Genomic DNA, 16,712 nt, shown 5'->3' on the forward strand with positions numbered 1-16,712 from the left:
ACCCGGTCAGACCAGCATATGCAGAACGGCCCACGAGGGCAACTTTCGCGGCGCCCCCGTCTCCCCCCGCCTGCACGCTGGTCAAAAGGGGTCCAGATGCGAGGCGGCGCCCGACGGCCGCAGGCCGGCGAGAAGGGTCCAGATGCGAGGCGGCGAGGGAGGCGACGAGCGAGGCGTACTTCCCGTACGTTGAGCGAGGAGCAACCGAGCCAACGAAGCAGATGGGCCCTTATCGGCGGCCTGGGCTAGAGGCCGAGGTAGGCCTGTTTGATGTGGGGGCTCGCGAGCAGGGCCTCGCGCGGGCCTTCGAGCGCGATGCGCCCGTTCTCGAGGACATAGCCGCGGTGGCAGAGCTCGAGCGCGCGCAGGACGTTCTGCTCCACCAGCAGAATCGTCAACCCCGCCCGGTTGATGCGCTGGAGGTCCTCGAAGATCGTTCGCACCACGACGGGGGCCAGACCCAGGCTGGGCTCATCCAGCATCAGAAGACGCGGCTTCGCCATGAGCCCGCGGCCGATGGCGCACATCTGCTGCTCGCCGCCCGACAGCGTGCCCGCCACCTGCCTCTGCCGCTCCGAGAGGCGCGGGAAGAGATCGAAGACCCACGCGAGCGTCTCGGCCCGGCGCCGGCGCGCTTCGACCGACCTGGCGCCCAGCTCGAGGTTCTCTCTCACCGTCATCGTGGGGAAGAGCTGGCGGCCCTCGGGCACGTGCGCGATGCCGCGCGCGACGACGTCTGCGGGACCGAGACCGTCGAGGCGCTCGCCGGCGAACTCGATGCTCCCGCTGCGGAGCGGCAGCAGGCCGGAGACGGCGCGGAGTGTCGTCGTCTTCCCCGCCCCGTTGCCGCCGATGAGCGCCACCGTCTCGCCTTCACGCACCTCGAGCGAGGCCTCGTGGACGGCCGTCATGTCCCCGTACCCGACCTGGATCCCGTCAAGGCGCAGCAGGGTGGACATACTCCTCCCCGAGGTAGGCTTCGATGACCCGGCGGTCGGCGGCGACGGCCCGCGGCGGACCCTCGGCGATCTTCTCGCCGAACGAGAGCACCACGATGCGGTGCGAGAGCGACATGACGGCGCGCATGTTGTGCTCGATGAGCAGCACGGACACCCCGCCCGCGTTGATGGCGCCGACCAGCCGGACCATGGTGTCGATCTCGGTCGCGTTGAGCCCGGCCATGACTTCATCGAGCAGCAGCAGAGTCGGTTCTGTGGCGAGCGCGCGAGCCAGCTCGAGCCGCTTGCGGTCGGCGAGCGTCAGCCCCGCGGCGGGCTCGCGCTGCCGCGCGCCGAGCCCGACGCGCTCCACGACGGCCCGCGCCGCATCGAGGGCCTCCCCCATGGCGGGGTGCCGGGTGAGCGCCGCGATCCTGACATTCTCGACGACGGAGAGCTGCGGGAACGGCCGGACGATCTGGAAGGTGCGCGCCAGCCCGAGCCGGCAGATCTCGTGGGGCTTGAGGCCGTGGAGGCGGCGGCCGCGGAAGCGGACCTCTCCCGAGTCGGACGCAAGGAAACCCGAAAGCAGGTTGAAGACCGTGGTCTTCCCCGCCCCGTTGGGCCCGATCATCCCGAGCATCTCGCCCTGGGCCATGGACAGGTCGAGGCCGCCGACGGCCTGGAGACCCCCGAAGCGCTTGCTGAGGCCCGAGACCTCGAGCAGGGTCATGCCGACCGCCTCCTTGCGAAGCGCAGGAGCGCCGGGTACGCGCCCTGGGGCAGGAACAGCACCACGGCGATCAGCAGGAGACCGTAGACGATCAGGTGCGCGCCGTTCCAGCCGCCCTGCGAGAAGTACGTGCGCGAAATCTCGGCGAGCGGGCTCAGGATGAACGAGCCGAAGATGGGGCCCAGCACCGTGCCCGCGCCGCCCACGATGGGCCGAATGATGATCTCCACCGACAGCGGGATGCCGAAGACCGCGTTGGGCTGCAGCGAGAAGAGGTAGAAGGCGTAGAACGTCCCGCCCACGCCCGTGAGGAAGGACGACAGCACCATCGCCAGCATCTTGCAGCGGAAGGTGTCCACACCCAGGGCCTCGCAGGCGCCCTCGTCCTGGCGGATGGCCGTGAGGTACGAGCCGAGGCGGTGGCGCTCGAGTGCCCACACGAGCGCCGTCGCTCCCAGCATGAGCGCGAGGGCGACGTAGTAGTAGCCGCGGTTGTCCTGGAACTGGAACTGCCGCGGGTTGCCCGTGAACGTGATGTAGAGGCCGAGCGCGCCGCCGACGGCGTCGACGTTCAGCGCCACGACGCGGCAGATCTCGGCGAAGGCGACCGTCAGCAGGACGAAGTAGAAGCCGCGTAGGCCGAACCGGAAGCCCAGATAGCCGATGACCGCCCCGAGCGCCGCGGCCAGCACCCCGCCGATCCACATGCCGATCCAGGGCGTGAGCCCCGCGTGCATGGACAGGAGGGCCGCCGCGTAGCCCCCGACGCCGACGAAGGCCGCGTGCCCCGCGGACAGCTGCCCCGCGTAACCGCCGACGATGTTCCAGGCCTGGCCGAGGTAGGCGTAGAAGAAGATGAAGATCAGCACGGTGACCACGTAGGAGCTCACGACCCACGGCAGCGCGACGAGGACTGCCACGGCCAGGAGCGCGGCAAGCTTCACGCGGGAGCTCAGGCCGTGGTCTTGCCGAAGAGGCCGGCCGGCCGGAAGAGCAGGATGGCGATCAGGAGCCCGAAGCTGACCAGCTCCTTCATCGAGGGGGAGAGGAACACGGCGCCCATCGATTCGGCGACCGAGACGAGGATGCCGCCGGCAAAGGCGCCCGGGAGGCTGCCCATGCCGCCGATGATGACGATGTTGAACGAGGTCACGGAGAGCCCAAGACCGCTAGTCGGCTGGAAGGGCAAGATGGGCGACACCAGCGCCCCGGCGGCGCCCACGCAGGCGGCGCCGACGCCGAACGCGGCGGCGTAGACACGGCGCACGTCCGCCCCGATGACGCGGGCGCCGTACGGGTTGTCGGCGGCGGCGCGCATGGTCCGGCCGAGGTCGGTGCGCGAGAGAAACAGCCACAGCGCGGCCGTGAGCGCCATCGCGACGCCGAAGGTCAGCAGGCGGGTCACGTCGACGAAGATGGGGCCGAGCCACAGGGTGGACCGGCTGAGCGGTGAACGCACGCGCGTCGGGTCGGGACCGAAGGCGACCAGCGCGGCGTTCTCGAGGACGAGGGCGACGCCGAGCATCAGGAGGATCTGCATCTCGTGCGGCGCGTCCACGATGCGGTCGACGAGTCCCCGCTGGACCGCGAACCCGAGAAGGAAGAGCGCCGCGGCGCAGACGACGAAGCCCCCGTAGGGGTCGATCCCAGCGCGGGAGGCGAGCAGCCAGGCGAGGTACATGCCCCAGACCATCATGTCGCCGTGGGCGAAGTTGACGACGCGCATCACCCCGAAGATCAGGGTGAGCCCGACGGCCATCAGGCTGTAGACACCGCCGAAGAGGAAGCCGCTGAGCAGGCCCTGTCCGATGAGGGTCGGATCCACCCTATTGCCCTCCCGGCCGGGGCCCGTCGGCGGTCAACGCTTGGGACGCGGGAAGACGAACTTCTGGAGCGCGGCCTCCTTGGGCCACACCGCGACGGGCTTCTGGTTAAGGATCTGCACCATGGTTGTGATCGCGTTGGGGTTGTCGCCGATCTCGTTGAAGACGACCGGGCCGGCATACTGCATCAGGCCGCCCGCGTAGTTCGTCTTCTTGATGGCCTCCACGATGGTGTCCGGATCCGCGGACTTCGCGCGCTCGAGGATATCGGCGATCAGCATCATGCCGTCGTAGGAGTACCCGGAGTTCGTGTCGAAGGTCTTGCCACCGGACCGCTTCAGGTAGTCCTCCGCCACCTTCTGGGTGCGCGGGTTCTTGAAGTTTGCCCACGGAAGGCTGCTCATGACGTACTCGAGGTCTTCCTTCAGGGCGGCGAGCTGGCCGGCCTCGTAGAGACCGGGGCTCCCCGGCCCGACGATGCCCAGGATGTCGAGCCGCTGCTTGCGGATCTCGGGCAGCAGCAGCTGCGCGCTGGCCGGGCGCGTGATGGGCGCGATGATGTCGGGCTTCGCCGCCTTGGCGCGCGAGACCTCCGTCGAGAGATCCTGGGGCGGCTCCGGCCACGGGATCACGTCGACGATATCCCAGGACGGCTTCGCCGCCGCATGGGCCGCCTGGAAGCCCTTCGCGTTGTTCTGGCCGAAGAGATCGTTGCAGTACATCAGGACGACCCGCTTGGGCGACACCCCGGCTTCCTTGAAGATCTCGCCGAAGTACTGCACGGCCTTCCGGCCGAAGGATGAGCCGGTTGGAAAGTTCCGGTAGACGTACTGGACCTTCTGCTGCCCCTCCTGCACCGATTTCGCGACGTTCGCCGTGATCGGGTCGGCCGCGGCGATGTCGACCAGGAATGGTATGCGCCGCTGCTGCGTCACGGGGACCATGGCCGCCGTGCTGCCGGAGTCGAAGGAGCCCATCAGCATCTGCGCGCCCTGGTTGATGACGCGCTCGGCCTCGCTCCGCCCCACGTCGGGCTTCGTCTGGGTGTCCCCGACCAGCAGCTCGAGCTTCATCCCGCCCATCGACTTGATCCCGCCGGCGGCGTTGATGGCGTCGGCGGCCATCTGGGCGCCCAGCCGGCAGGCCTGCCCCGGTTCGGCAAGCGGCCCCGTCATGGGATGGACCACGCCGACCTTGAATGTGGGCGCCTGCGCCCGCAGGACCGCGGGAAAACCCACGAGCGCCGTCGCGCCCGCCGCGGCTCCCGCTGTCTTGAGGAAGGTCCTGCGATCCGTGCCTTTGCCTGTCCGGTGCTCACCCATCACGACCCCCTTTATTTCCGGCTGTAGTCGTAGAAGCCGCGCCCCGTCTTTCGCCCGAGCCTGCCCGCCATCACCATGCGCTTGAGGAGCGGCGGGGGCGCGTACCTGGCCTCGCGGAACTCCTCGAACATCACCTCGGCGACGAACATGGTCGTGTCCAGCCCGACCAGGTCCAGCAGGGTGAACGGCCCCATCGGGTATCCGCAGCCGAGCTTCATCGCCTGGTCGACGTCCTCGAGCGTGGCGAGGCCGCCCTCATAGACGCGGATGGCGTCGAGGAGGTAGGGCACAAGCAGCCGGTTGACGATGAAGGCGGTCGAGTCCTTGGTCTTGACCGGCACCTTGCCGACGGCCTGCACCCACTCGTAGGCGGCCGCAACCGTCGCGGGGTCGGTCAGGATGGACTGCACGACCTCCACGAGCTTCATGAGCGGCACCGGATTGAAGAAGTGCAGTCCCAGCACCTGCCCCGGGCGCTTCGTGGCGGCGGCCATCGCGGTGACGTTGCAGGAGGAGGTGTTCGACGCCAGCAGCGCGTGGGGCCGGCAAATGGCGTCGAGCCTGGCGAAGGTCTCGTTCTTCAGCGGCTGGTTTTCGGTGATGGCCTCGATGACGAGGTCGCAGTCCTTGAGGTCTTCAAGCTGCGTCGAGCCCTTGAGACGCCCCAGCGTCTCGTCCTTGACCCGTTCCTCCATCTTGGCCTTGGCGACCAGCCCCTCGAGGCTTTTGCGCATCCCGCCGAGCCCCTTGTCGAGGAAAGCCTGGTTCGCCTCGATCACCACGGTCGGAAAGCCGGCCTGCGCCGACACCTGCGCGATGCCGGAACCCATGAGCCCGCAACCGATCACACCGACCTGCTTGATGGCCATGCGAAAGCGACCTCCTCAGGGCGAGCTGCGGACTACGACGCGAAGCGGCGGCGGGCTACCTGCGGCCGCGGCCGGGCAGCGACCGCAGGGCCATCATCTCGTGCTCGATATCGCCTGGCGGGCACGGGTTCCTGATGGTCATCGTGACCGACGCGGCGTCGGTGCCGTACCGGACCGAGCCGTCGGGCATCACCTGCGGTTGGTCGAAGCGCACGGGCCTGGCCTGGACCGCGTCGGGTCGGAGCATCTCGCGCATCACCGACTCGGGCTTCTCGACGGGCCGCGCGAGCATCTGGAGGATCATCGGCGCGTTGAGGCCCTGGCGGACCTCCTCGGCGGCCGCGGGGGCGCTGATGCCCCCCGCCACTGTGGCCGACAGCACCAGCCCGATCACAATCCGCCTAGTCATGCAACCCTCCGCCACGCCGACCATTGTCCATCACCCGCCCCATCATAGCCGGATCGACCTCAATCGTGCCCAAGAATCGTACTGCCGACTCCTTAGTCATATTGCCAACTCTTTAGTCGTACTGCCAACTCTTTAGTCGTACTGAATGAGGGACTCGATGCGGTAGCCCTTCAGCCGCTCGCGCCCCTTGAGAAATCTCAGCTCGATCAGGAACTCGCAGGCGACCACGGCGCCTCCCAGCCGCTCGACCAGGCGCAGCGTCGCGGCCATCGTGCCGCCCGTCGCGAGGAGGTCGTCCACGGCCAGGACCTTCTGGCCCTTGGTGATAGCGTCCTCGTGGATGGCGAGCACATCCCGGCCGTACTCGAGCTCGTACTCTTCCTCGATCACCACCGCGGGGAGCTTGCCCTTCTTGCGCACGGGCACGAAGCCCGCCCCGATCTCTCGCGCCAGCACCCCGCCGAAGATGAAACCGCGCGACTCGACACCGACCACGACGTCGACCGAGCCCTTCCGGTACTTCGCGGCCAGATGCTCGATCACCGCCGCCCACGCCGGCCCGTCCTTGAGCAGCGTGGTGATGTCTCTGAAGAGAATGCCCTCGGTGGGGAAGTCCTTGATATCGCGGATCTTTGCCTTCAGCGACGCCACGTCCATGAGGGGAAGGATGTTACCCGCCGGAAAGGAATGACGCAACACGAAAAAGCCGTCAGCGCATCAGTCGTGAGGCCAGATCGCCGAGGTCGGCGACGATCAGATCGGCGTGGGCGGCGCCGGGCCGCCCGGCAGCGGCGTAGTGGACGCCGCGCATCCCGACGCGCTGCGCCCCCTGCACGTCGGCGACCGGATTGTCACCCACGTGGGCCGCCTCACCCGCCCCGATACCAAGTTCCGCGAGCGTTCGCCGGAAGATCTCGGCGTCGGGTTTGCGGTAGCCGACCTCGTCGGAGTAGGAGGCGGCCGTGAAGTGGCGAAGGAGATCGTGCCGCTCGAGGACCCGGCGCAGGATGACGCCGGGAGTCCGGCCGGTATTGGAGATGATGCCCAGCGCGATGCCCCGCGACGCGAGCTCCCGCACGGCCTCCGCGGCCCGGGGCTCCAGCTCGGGCGGCACGTGGAGCACCGGCTCGATGTAGCCGGCGAGCGCCTCCTTGAAAAGGGCGGGCGTCATGACTCGGGAGACGCCCGGCGACGCCGTCTCCAGGACGAGCCGCACCTGCTCGGCTATCAGCGGATCGCGGTGGCGGCCCCAGAAACGCTCGACGAGCACGTGCTCGGAGCGGTCGTAGGCCTCCGCCGCCTCCGCCTCGCCGATCCCGCTGCCGGCGCCCGCCAGCACGCGCTGCAGCGCCTGAATGCGAAGGACGCGCTGCCGGCGCAGATTCTCCGGCGAGTCGCGGACGAGGGTTTCCCAGAAGTCGAACGTGACGGCCTTGATCATCCGCCTACTCGAACTTCGCCGGGCGCTTCTCGAGGAACGCCAGCGCGGCTTCGCGCCCGGCGCTGGTCGCGTAGTTCCGGGCGAACGCGTCGATGCCGATGCGGATGGCGGAGGCCAGGTCCGTGTTCCGCCAGCGGATCATCAGCTCCTTCTGGAGCCTGATGGCCGGCGGCGCGCACGCGAGGATCTTCTCGACGAGCGCGGCCGTGACCGCTTCCATCTCCTCCGCCGGCGCCACACGGTTGACGAGTCCCCAGGCGAGAGCCTGGTCGGCGGCGATAGTGTCGCCCGTCAGAAGCATCTCGGCCGCGCGTCCGGGGCCGACGAGCGCGGGCAGGAGCGCCGCCTCGATCACCGAGGGCGCCCCCACCTTCACCTCGGGCAATCCCAGCTGGGCGCCGGCGGCGGCGACGCGGAGGTCGCAGGCCATCGCGAGCTCGAAGCCGGCGCCCAGGCACGGGCCGTTGACCATCGCGACGGTCGGGAAGGGCGCGTCGTGGACGGCGTGGATCGCCTCGTGCAGCGACGTGATGAGCGCCTTGGCCGTGGCAGGACGTAGGTCCCGGAGCACCTGCACCTGCATGCCGGCCGTGAACGCGCGCCCGGCGCCCGTCACGACCGCCGCGCGCACGCCTTCGTCCCGCGCGAGAGCCTCGAATGCCGCGCGCAGCTCGGCGATGAGCTCGGGGACGATCAGGTTGAGCGGCGGGCGGTCGAGCGTGACCCACGCGCAGCCGGCCTTCTTCTCGACGCGCACGAGCGCGGGCATGGGCACCTATTCAGCCCTCGCCTCGCCGCCGATCCACTCAGCTCTCGCCTCAGGGTTTCGCCCTTCAGCTCGAACCGCCACGCCTGCGGCTCCTCGGCAGCGTCTCAGCTCGAACATCAGTACCGGCGCATCGACGGGTCGACGGTGCGGGCCCACGCGTCGAGGCCGCCCGCCAGGTTCCGAACATTGGCGAAGCCGAGGCCGCGGAGGTATTCGGCGACGGCGGCGCTGCGCACGCCCTGGTGGCAGTAGACGATGATCTCGGCGGCCGGGTCGAGCTCGTCCGAGCGCAGCTCGATCTCCTCGATGGGGATATGCAGGGCATTGTCGAGCCGGCAGAGCCGCGTCTCCCAATCCTGGCGGACGTCGAGGAGCACGAGGGGCTCGCGCTGATCGAGCCGCTGCTTCAGTTCAACGGCCGTCAGTTCAGCACTCACGGGTGTGGGTCGGCGCTCATGGGTGCGGGCCCTCCGGGTCCGACGATATCATGCCGCGGCCCCCTCGTCAGGGAGCAGGACGGACGTCTCGGGCGAAACCTCTACCCTGACCTGGTCGCCCAGCTTGAAGCTCCGCCCGACGAGGGCCGAGGTGATCATCTCGACCCTGATCGTGCCCCCGGGGATCGTCACGTCGTAGAGCTGGCGCGAGCCCTCGAAGACGTGGGCGGCCACCGTCCCCGGGATGCCGCCGGCCGACCGCTCCCCCTCCTCGACGCGAAGCGCCTCGGGCCTCAGGCAGAGGAGCGCCCGGTCCCCCACCGACCAGGCGTGCGCACCCGACGACACGGGCAGGCGCGCGCCGCCTCGGGTCTGGACGACCACGCCCATCTCGCGCAGCTCGACCACGCTCACCGGCACGAGGTTCGCGGCGCCGACGAACTCGGCCACGAACGCGTTCCGCGGCTTCCAGTAGATCTCCTCGGGCCGCCCCTCCTGCACGAGGGCGCCGTCCGAGAGCACCGCGATCCGGGTGGAGAGCGACAGCGCCTCGGCCTGGTCGTGGGTGACGTACAGCGTCGTGATGCCGACGTCGCGGTGGAGTCTCGCCAGCTCGAGCCGCATCTGGGAGCGGAGCTGGGCGTCGAGGTTCGACAACGGCTCGTCGAGCAGGAGGAGGCGCGGCTGGACGATCAGCGTGCGCGCGAGCGCCACGCGCTGCTGCTGCCCCCCAGAGAGCTGCGTCGGCCGTCTCGTCTCGAAGCCCTCGAGCCCCACCTGCTGAAGCGCGGCCTTGACCTTGCGGTCGAGCTCGGCCCCGGAGACCCGGCGCTCGCGCAGCCCGAAGGCGACGTTCTCGAAGACGCTCATGTGCGGCCACAGCGCGTAGTGCTGGAAGACCATGCCCAGGTTGCGCTTCCACGGCGGCACGGAGTCGATCGGCTCGTCGTCCACGAAGATGCGCCCCAGGTCGGGCTGGACGAAGCCCGCGAGCATGCGCAGGAGCGTGGTCTTGCCGCAGCCCGACGGGCCCAGCAGGGTGTAGAACTCGCCGGGGCGTATAGAGATGGACACGTCTTTCACGGCCCAGGCGGCGCCGTAGCGCTTGCCCACCCCTTCCATGCGCACCTCGGACACCCGGATCACCGTTTCGTCTTGCGTCACGAGCGTGCCTCCTTTGGATATGCCCCCGGCGGATATGCCCCCGGCCCGGACAGCCCTGCCAGCAGCGGCACTACCAGGAGGCCCAGGCCGGCCAGCACCAGGTAAACCGCGCCCGGAGGCATCCAGGCGAGGAGGGTCGTGGCGATGACCGGGCCCAGGAACGCGGCCGCGATCCGCGATGAGTTCACGATACCGATGGCCGTCCCCGACGCCCGCTGGGCGATGGCCGCCACGGACAGCGGGAAGACCGGGGCTATGCAGAGCACCTGCAGGAAGCGGAGCACGCCGAAGCTCCAGACGTCGGGGGCGGCGGCCAGCGCCGCCAGCCCGAGCGACGAGGCCGCAAGGAACCACACAATGGTGCGCCGGTCGCCCACGATCTCGCCGACACGCGGGGCGAGCATGGCGCCGACCGCCGCGGCCGCGCCGGTGGCCAAGAGCAGGAACCCGCTCACCTCGAGCATGTCCGACGGAGCGACTCCCAGCGGCGGGAGGATCTGCGGCAGGATGGCCGTGAGAAAGAAGACCTGCGTCGAGCCCGCGAGGACCAGGAGGCAGACCGTCGCCACCTCCTTGACCGACGCCGTCGGCGGGCGCTCGTGTGGGAGCAGCTCCACCGGCCGGTACGGCACGCCCCACGCGACCAGGGCCGAGCAGGCCCAGAGCATGAGGCCCGCCGCCACGAACGAAAACCGGAAGCCGATGCGCCCGGCCACGAGCGCGCCCGCGGCCGGGCCGAGCACCTGCCCCAGCGTCATGCCGGACTGGATCGACGCGATACCGCGCCGCACGTCGCGGCCGGAGCGCCCCACCATGATGAAGGCGAACGTCGACACGGCGCCCATGAAGCCCAGCAGCATGCGCGAGAAGAACAGCTCCGGAAGGGTGCGAGCCATCGCCATGAGGAAGAAGCCCCCGCCCTGCAGGAGCTGGGTGAGAATGTACGATCGCTTCGGGTGGCGCTCGCCGAAGAAGCGCGCCGAGAACGGCGCCGTCACCACGGTCACGAGCGAGCTGACGCCGAGGATCCAGCCCGTCCAGCGGAGCGTCGCCGCCGCGTCCACCGTCGACATCTTCAGGATGTAGAAGGGCAGGCTGACGAACACGAACGACCAGGCGAAGGTGCCGAAGAACATCGAGAACGGCAGCACCCAGTCGCCCCGGAACGTTTGCTTAGCCATGCCCTACGCCCGGAAGAGCCCGGCGCCGCCGCGCGCGAGGCGCGTGGCGAGCCAGGTGCCGGCCGCGACGAGCACGATGGCGACCACGCCGAGCGCGGCGCCGGGGCCGCGGCCCACGGCCGACTGCATGTAGAGATAAATGCCGTACGAGAGCGGCCCGAGCTCGACGTTCGGCACGAGAAGAATGGTCGAGGAGAGATCCACCGCGGAGCTGACGAAAGCCAGGAGCCCGCCCGCCAGGAGCCCGCGCCCCATGAGCGGGAGCGTCACCTTGAGAAAGGCGCGCGCGCGGCTGGCGCCCAGGTTCTGCGCCGCTTCTTCGAGCGAGACCGGCAGCTGCTGGAGCGCGGCGTAGGCGCCGCGCACCGTGTAGGGCAGTCGGCGCACGGCGTAGACGACGACGAGAATGAGCCAGGTCGAGGTCAGCGGCGCCCCCAGCCCCGGCACGCTCCAGCCGTGGAAGACGCGCAGGTACCCCACCGCCAGCACCACGCCCGGCACCGCCAAGGGCATGGTGGCGATGGCATCCAGCCACTGCCGCCCGCGGGTCCGCCCGCGCAGCAGGAGCCAGGCGATGACGGCCCCCAGCCCCACGTCGAGCGCCGCCGCCAAGAGCGCGTAGCGCAACGTGTTCCAGATGAAATGCGGCGCGCGGAAAAGGATCTCGTCGTAGTTGCCCAGCGTATACACCGACGGCAGCGGCGAGAGACTCCAGACCTTGGACACGGACAGGAGCGCGATGCCCACGTGCGGGAGAAGCGCCGGCCCCAGGAGCAGAATGGCGATCGCCCACACCGCGAGCGTCCCGCCCCCGCCGAGCGCCACGGCCGGCGTCTCGCCGGACCTCCCAAGCGACGTGAAGTCACCGCGCCCCAGGAGCCCCTTCGAGATCCAGAGGGCCGAGAGCGACAACGCCACCAGCACGGCACAGATGACATAGCCGTCCACGTCGGTCAACCCCACCGTCGTCACGCGCACGTAGGCCTGCGGCGCCAGCAGTTTCGTGTAGTTGAGCATGAGCGGAGTCCCGAGGTCGTCGATCACGCGGATGAAGGTCAAGAGCGCTCCGGCCGCGTAGCCCGGCAGTGACAGCGGCAAGAGGACCCGGCGAAAGAGCCGGAAGCCGGACGATCCCAGGTTCTGCGCCGCCTCTTCGAGCGACCGGTCGAGCGCCGAGAGCGCGGCCGCAGTGTTCAGCCAAATGAACGGAAAGTAGTGGAGCGTCTGCACCATGATCACGCCCCAGAGCCCCTCCATGAACGGCACGGTCACGCCGAACCGCTCGAGGAGGAAGAGGTTGACCATGCCGCTGCGCCCCAGGATCTGCTGGAACGCGACGGCCCCGACGAACGGAGGGATGACGAGCGGCAGGAGCCCGAGCGTCGTCAACAGCCCGCGCCCGGGAAAGCTGTAGCGGACCGTGAGCAGCGCCAGCGGCACCGCGATCAGGCTGCCCAGCGCGACCGCGAGCACGCCCGACACCAGCGTGTTGACGAACGCCTCCCGGAAGAGCGGGCGCGCGAAGAAGGCGAGGAACGGCGCCGCGGTCGGCCGGCCGTCCACCATGACCGCCACGGACAGCACCTGCAGCAGCGGGTAGACGATACCCGCCCCCAGCAGGAGGAGCAGGGACCACACCAGCACGCTCTCGGCGCTCGGGCGCCGGGTCACGAGTGAGGCGACGGCCGGCAGCTCACCGTCAAGAGGCGAGCGCCTCCCGGCGTGTCGGGGCGCACGAGCTGCTCGGCCTCGCTGGTCGTGGAGAACGTGCTGCGGGCGGCCTTGGGCGTCACTTTGCTGTCACGCGCGCGGCAGGCGTACGGGTCGGATCGAGCATTGCGCCGAACATGGTGCCGGTAAGAATATCATGGAGACGGCGGCGATCCTCAGGGCGCCTTCGGCAGGACGCAGAAGCCCTGGCTCTCGATCCCGAGCGGCACGTTGAACTTGCTGCGATAGTTTGACGGCATCTATACCGCGCCCCAGACGCGCCTCATGGGCCATGCACTCCTTGACGACCACAGGCCCGCCGTGCGTGGCCTCGTCCGCGTCGTGTGTGCCCGCCCGCCTACCGGTCACGCTGCCCGGCCCCGTGGCGACGCGGCTGATCGAGACGGCGCTCGCCCGCTGAGCGAGAGGCGGGAGCCCGGTCACGGGTAGGGGTTCCTGGCGGTGCCTGAAGCGGACACCTATTGGCGGCTTGTGCCGGAGCCTGGCGAAGCAGTCTGGTGCGTGGGGTGCGCTAGAGCTTCGGAACGACGAAGTCCCTTATCTTTGCCAATTCGTCGCGAAGGTCCACAACATCTCCGCCTGTCGGACGCCACATGTCGTAACGGGCCGATCGAGAGTCGTCTTTCAGTTGCCGGTACGAGTCGTGTATCTCGGGATTCCTCTTGAGGATTGCAAGGCGGTCAAATGCCCTATCCATGTCCCCGTAGCCCGAGATGTTCGTGTAGTTCAGTTTGGACATCAGCGCCCGCAGATAGTGCAACGCCGCATAGAAGGCTGCTGTTACAGCCCAATCTAGAAAAGGAGAGCGAGCTAGATCGAAGGCTGCAAGGAAGGCTTCGTTGTGCTGCGCCTGATGAAGGTGCTGCTCCTTCGTCGGCATCTCAGAGAAGAGACCCCAGAGACTACTCTCTCGGACGGTACATGACCACCCGGCCTTGCAAATCATCTGGAACTAGCGTCCCTACCGCGCTCTGGTCTAGCGCTACCACGTTGAAGTCAAAGGTAAGCTCTGGGTACTGAGCCATCAGCGCTCGCTCTCTGACGTAGATTTCTCTTCTGACAGCCCTGTCGCGCTGCCTAATGAACGTCCACACAAGATTGGAATGACGTTCCTTGGCGTAGGTCACGGCGATAACGTCCGGTACCCCCAAGGCGCTTCCCGCAAAAGCAACCATCGCAGACTCCACGTCGATTGGCCGCTTCCGCGCCGCGGTCGTATGCGTGAATACTCCCCAGAAGTCCGAACTGCCGGATGGACGGTGCGTCGTCGGCAACCCGCCCGCCACATCCTCTTCACCGTAGGACGTGGAAGTCGCTCTTCGAGCGAACACGAAACCAATGGTGGCGACGTCTCTATCTTCAACAACGGTGTCGGTGCTCACCGCTAGCCTTGCTTCTGGAGCTGCAGGGCGCTTCTCATAACGTCCTTGCCGTTGTAGCGCAATACGAGTGTGTATTCTCCATCGCTGGGAAACTCTACGGGAGACAGCGTGTAGGTCCCTTGCATTACGTGTTGCCCTTCTCGCCCAGATTCCGCTGGCTCAAGTTCGATCAGGCTGGCCCCATCTGGCTTGAGGAGTCCAACTCCGACACGGCCTGGACCCGGAAGCTGACATCTCCAGTAAACCGACATCATCGGATGGACGGCAGGAAACTTTCCCGCCCAAATGCGGTCGAAGAGTCCATAGAGGGTAATCTTCCCGCCTGGATCGCGGGCCACAGCGTCACACGTCAGGAGGGCTTGTCCAACGGGCTCATTCCCCATGCGCGTTCACCTTACCAGAGATGTACGTTTTCCCCTAACACCTGAAGGCCCGTCTCAAAGCCTCTTGAGGCTCGGCGCGAGCATAGCCGCCTGTGTGAGCCCCCGCAAGTAGGAGACAACTTTCGGTTCTTTCCTGGCATCGCGTGACGAGGACACTGGTAGCGGCAGCCATTCACTTCCCCTTGGGCTCGCGCGGGTCCACGGTGTCGGGGAGGCACATCGCTTTATTGGATGACATCGTCGGCGCGCTGTAGTAGCGACGGCGGGATCGTCAGCCCGAGCACCTTGGCGGTCTTGAGGTTGATGACCAGCTCGAACTTCGTCGGCTGCTCGACGGGCAGGTCGGCGGGCTTCGTACCCTTGAGAATCTTGTCCACGTAGGTAGCGGCGCGCCGAAACGAATTAGTAACGTTCGGTCCATAGGCCATAAGGCCCCCGGCATCGATAAACTCCCTCCATGAGTACACTGCCGGCAGCCGGTTCTTTGCCGCCAGGTCCACGAGGCGTCTTCGCTCGGTGACGAACATGGCGCTTGGCGACACAGTCAGAGCACCCGCGCGCGCCCTGGTCATGTCCGAGAAGGCCCTGTCGAAATCAACGGGCCCTCGCGCCTCAACGAAGTGAAGCCGCACCCCCAGCGCCCGGGCCGCGACTTCTGCTGCCTTCAGCATGTCCTTGTACGTGCGTTCGGGGACGGCACCTGGATGCCAGAGGAAAGCGACCCGCGTGACCCCCGGAACGGCCTGCGTGAGCAGTTCCAGACGCTTGCCGACGAGCTCCGGGCCGAGGATGGACAACCCCGTGACATTACCGCCCGGCCGCGCCAGGCTGGTGACGAGCCCGCTCGAAACCGGATCGCCCGCAGCAGCGAAGACAATGGGGAGGGTCCTGGTCGCTTGCTTGGCGGCCAGGGCATGGCGTGTGGCTCCGGCCACGATGACATCAACCTTGAGCGCAACCAGTTCGGCCGCGAGAGCGGGGAGCCGCTCGGGCTTTCCCTCGTCATCTCGGTATTCAATGACGACGTTGCGACCCTCGATGTAACCGAGGTCACGCAGTCCTTGACGGAAGGCCTCGTGCGTGTGGGGGGAAGCGGCCAGGTTGGGCGTCAGGTAGCCTATTCGAGCGATCTTGGCCGCCTGCTGGGCCTGGGCCGCGAGCGGCGCGACGACGATGCCGCCAGCCACAATGCCGATGAATGCCCGGCGTGTGGTCACTGGATGACCTCATCCGCCCGCTGCAGCAGCGACGGCGGGATCGTGAGCCCCAGAGCCTTCGCGGCCTTGAGGTTGATGACCAGCGCGAACTTCGTCGGCTGCTCGACGGGGAGGTCGCCCGGCTTCGCGCCCTTCAGGATCTTGTCCACGTACGCGGCGCTGCGCCGGTAGAGATCGCGCAGGCTCGGCCCGTAAGACATGAGGCCCCCGGCCTCCACCATCTCCCTAGTGCCATGTGCTCCCGGCAGGCGGCTCCTTGCTGCGAGGTCTGCGAGCTGTGTTCGGTGGAGGATGAACACCCCATCTGTCAGTACGAGGAGTGCTCCCACACGCTCTGTGGCCATCGCCGCGAATGCGCCGTCGAACTCGTTGGGACCTCGGGCCTCCAGGAATTGAAGCCGCACTCCCAACGACCGGGCCGCGACGTTCAGTTCTCGTATCGCGGGCGGGTGGGACGGATTGGCCGGGTTCGAGAGGATCGCCACACGGCGGATCTTGGGGACGGTCTCCTTGAGCAGCTCCAGCTGTTTGCCGACTATTTCCAGGCCGGCGCTGTAGGACAACCCTGTGACGTTCCCGCCCGGGCGCGCGAGGCTCGCGATGAGCCCGAGCCCTACAGGATCGCCAACGGAAATCATGACGATGGGGATCGTCTCGGTGGCGTTCTTGGCTGCCACCACTCCTGGCGTCGACACCGCTACGATGATGTCCACCTTGAGCCGGACCAGCTCGGCCGCGAGGTCCGGGAGCCGGTCGAACCGACCCTCCGCAAATCGATAGTCGATGACAATATTCTGGCCCTCAACCCACCCGAGCTCGCGCAGCCCTTGCCGGAACGCGTCGAGGAAGGGCGACATATCGGAAGGGGACCTCCCCCCAAGAAAACCTATCCGAGGCACCTTTCCCGCCTGCT

General features: G+C 68.0%; 18 protein-coding genes. All 18 read right to left on the reverse strand.

Annotation, left to right across the window (positions count from 1 at the left end):
• Positions 1-245 precede the first annotated feature (245 nt).
• On the reverse strand, positions 246-959 hold the full coding sequence (locus VGV06_17595) for an ABC transporter ATP-binding protein (protein ID HEV2056959.1): 714 nt from the start codon (positions 957-959) through the stop codon (positions 246-248).
• Complete coding sequence (locus tag VGV06_17600; protein ID HEV2056960.1) at positions 937-1,671, reverse strand: ABC transporter ATP-binding protein; 735 nt, start codon at positions 1,669-1,671, stop codon at positions 937-939. Before VGV06_17600 ends, VGV06_17595 begins: the two co-directional genes overlap by 23 nt.
• Positions 1,668-2,615 carry a branched-chain amino acid ABC transporter permease gene (locus VGV06_17605; GenBank protein ID HEV2056961.1) on the reverse strand — a complete coding sequence of 316 codons (948 nt, stop codon included), beginning with the start codon at positions 2,613-2,615 and terminating at the stop codon, positions 1,668-1,670. The genes VGV06_17600 and VGV06_17605 overlap by 4 nt, the downstream gene beginning before the upstream one ends.
• 8 nt (positions 2,616-2,623) lie before the next feature.
• Entirely contained in the window at positions 2,624-3,496 is an 873-nt protein-coding gene (locus VGV06_17610) for a branched-chain amino acid ABC transporter permease (GenBank protein ID HEV2056962.1), read from the reverse strand.
• 33 nt (positions 3,497-3,529) lie between these two features.
• Positions 3,530-4,816: an ABC transporter substrate-binding protein gene (locus VGV06_17615; protein HEV2056963.1), complete on the reverse strand. Its 1,287-nt coding sequence runs from the start codon at positions 4,814-4,816 to the stop codon at positions 3,530-3,532.
• A gap of 11 nt (positions 4,817-4,827) precedes the next feature.
• Positions 4,828-5,685, reverse strand: coding sequence for a 3-hydroxybutyryl-CoA dehydrogenase (locus VGV06_17620; GenBank protein HEV2056964.1), 858 nt, complete (start codon positions 5,683-5,685; stop codon positions 4,828-4,830).
• A 55-nt stretch (positions 5,686-5,740) separates the two neighbouring features.
• Positions 5,741-6,094, reverse strand: coding sequence for a hypothetical protein (locus tag VGV06_17625; GenBank protein ID HEV2056965.1), 354 nt, complete (start codon positions 6,092-6,094; stop codon positions 5,741-5,743).
• A gap of 132 nt (positions 6,095-6,226) precedes the next feature.
• Entirely contained in the window at positions 6,227-6,751 is a 525-nt protein-coding gene (locus tag VGV06_17630; GenBank protein ID HEV2056966.1) for an adenine phosphoribosyltransferase, read from the reverse strand.
• A 52-nt stretch (positions 6,752-6,803) separates the two neighbouring features.
• Positions 6,804-7,535, reverse strand: a complete 732-nt coding sequence (locus VGV06_17635) for an HAD family hydrolase (GenBank protein ID HEV2056967.1) — start codon at positions 7,533-7,535, stop codon at positions 6,804-6,806.
• Positions 7,536-7,539: 4 nt separating this feature from the next.
• Positions 7,540-8,304: an enoyl-CoA hydratase-related protein gene (locus VGV06_17640; protein ID HEV2056968.1), complete on the reverse strand. Its 765-nt coding sequence runs from the start codon at positions 8,302-8,304 to the stop codon at positions 7,540-7,542.
• 116 nt (positions 8,305-8,420) lie between these two features.
• Entirely contained in the window at positions 8,421-8,741 is a 321-nt protein-coding gene (locus VGV06_17645; GenBank protein ID HEV2056969.1) for a rhodanese-like domain-containing protein, read from the reverse strand.
• Between the two features lie 48 nt (positions 8,742-8,789).
• Positions 8,790-9,905 (reverse strand): ABC transporter ATP-binding protein, encoded by a 1,116-nt coding sequence (locus VGV06_17650; protein ID HEV2056970.1) that lies wholly within the window; start codon positions 9,903-9,905, stop codon positions 8,790-8,792.
• Complete coding sequence (locus VGV06_17655; GenBank protein ID HEV2056971.1) at positions 9,902-11,086, reverse strand: MFS transporter; 1,185 nt, start codon at positions 11,084-11,086, stop codon at positions 9,902-9,904. The genes VGV06_17650 and VGV06_17655 overlap by 4 nt, the downstream gene beginning before the upstream one ends.
• A 3-nt stretch (positions 11,087-11,089) precedes the next feature.
• On the reverse strand, positions 11,090-12,757 hold the full coding sequence (locus VGV06_17660; GenBank protein ID HEV2056972.1) for an iron ABC transporter permease: 1,668 nt from the start codon (positions 12,755-12,757) through the stop codon (positions 11,090-11,092).
• 571 nt (positions 12,758-13,328) lie between these two features.
• Complete coding sequence (locus VGV06_17665; protein HEV2056973.1) at positions 13,329-13,697, reverse strand: HEPN domain-containing protein; 369 nt, start codon at positions 13,695-13,697, stop codon at positions 13,329-13,331.
• Between the two features lie 22 nt (positions 13,698-13,719).
• On the reverse strand, positions 13,720-14,199 hold the full coding sequence (locus VGV06_17670; protein HEV2056974.1) for a hypothetical protein: 480 nt from the start codon (positions 14,197-14,199) through the stop codon (positions 13,720-13,722).
• A gap of 607 nt (positions 14,200-14,806) precedes the next feature.
• Positions 14,807-15,799, reverse strand: coding sequence for an ABC transporter substrate-binding protein (locus VGV06_17675; GenBank protein ID HEV2056975.1), 993 nt, complete (start codon positions 15,797-15,799; stop codon positions 14,807-14,809).
• On the reverse strand, positions 15,796-16,656 hold the full coding sequence (locus tag VGV06_17680; GenBank protein HEV2056976.1) for an ABC transporter substrate-binding protein: 861 nt from the start codon (positions 16,654-16,656) through the stop codon (positions 15,796-15,798). Before VGV06_17680 ends, VGV06_17675 begins: the two co-directional genes overlap by 4 nt.
• Positions 16,657-16,712: the final 56 nt, after the last annotated feature.

It is taken from the genome of Candidatus Methylomirabilota bacterium, assembly GCA_035936835.1.
In the GTDB taxonomy this organism is placed as follows: Bacteria; Methylomirabilota; Methylomirabilia; order Rokubacteriales; family CSP1-6; genus AR37.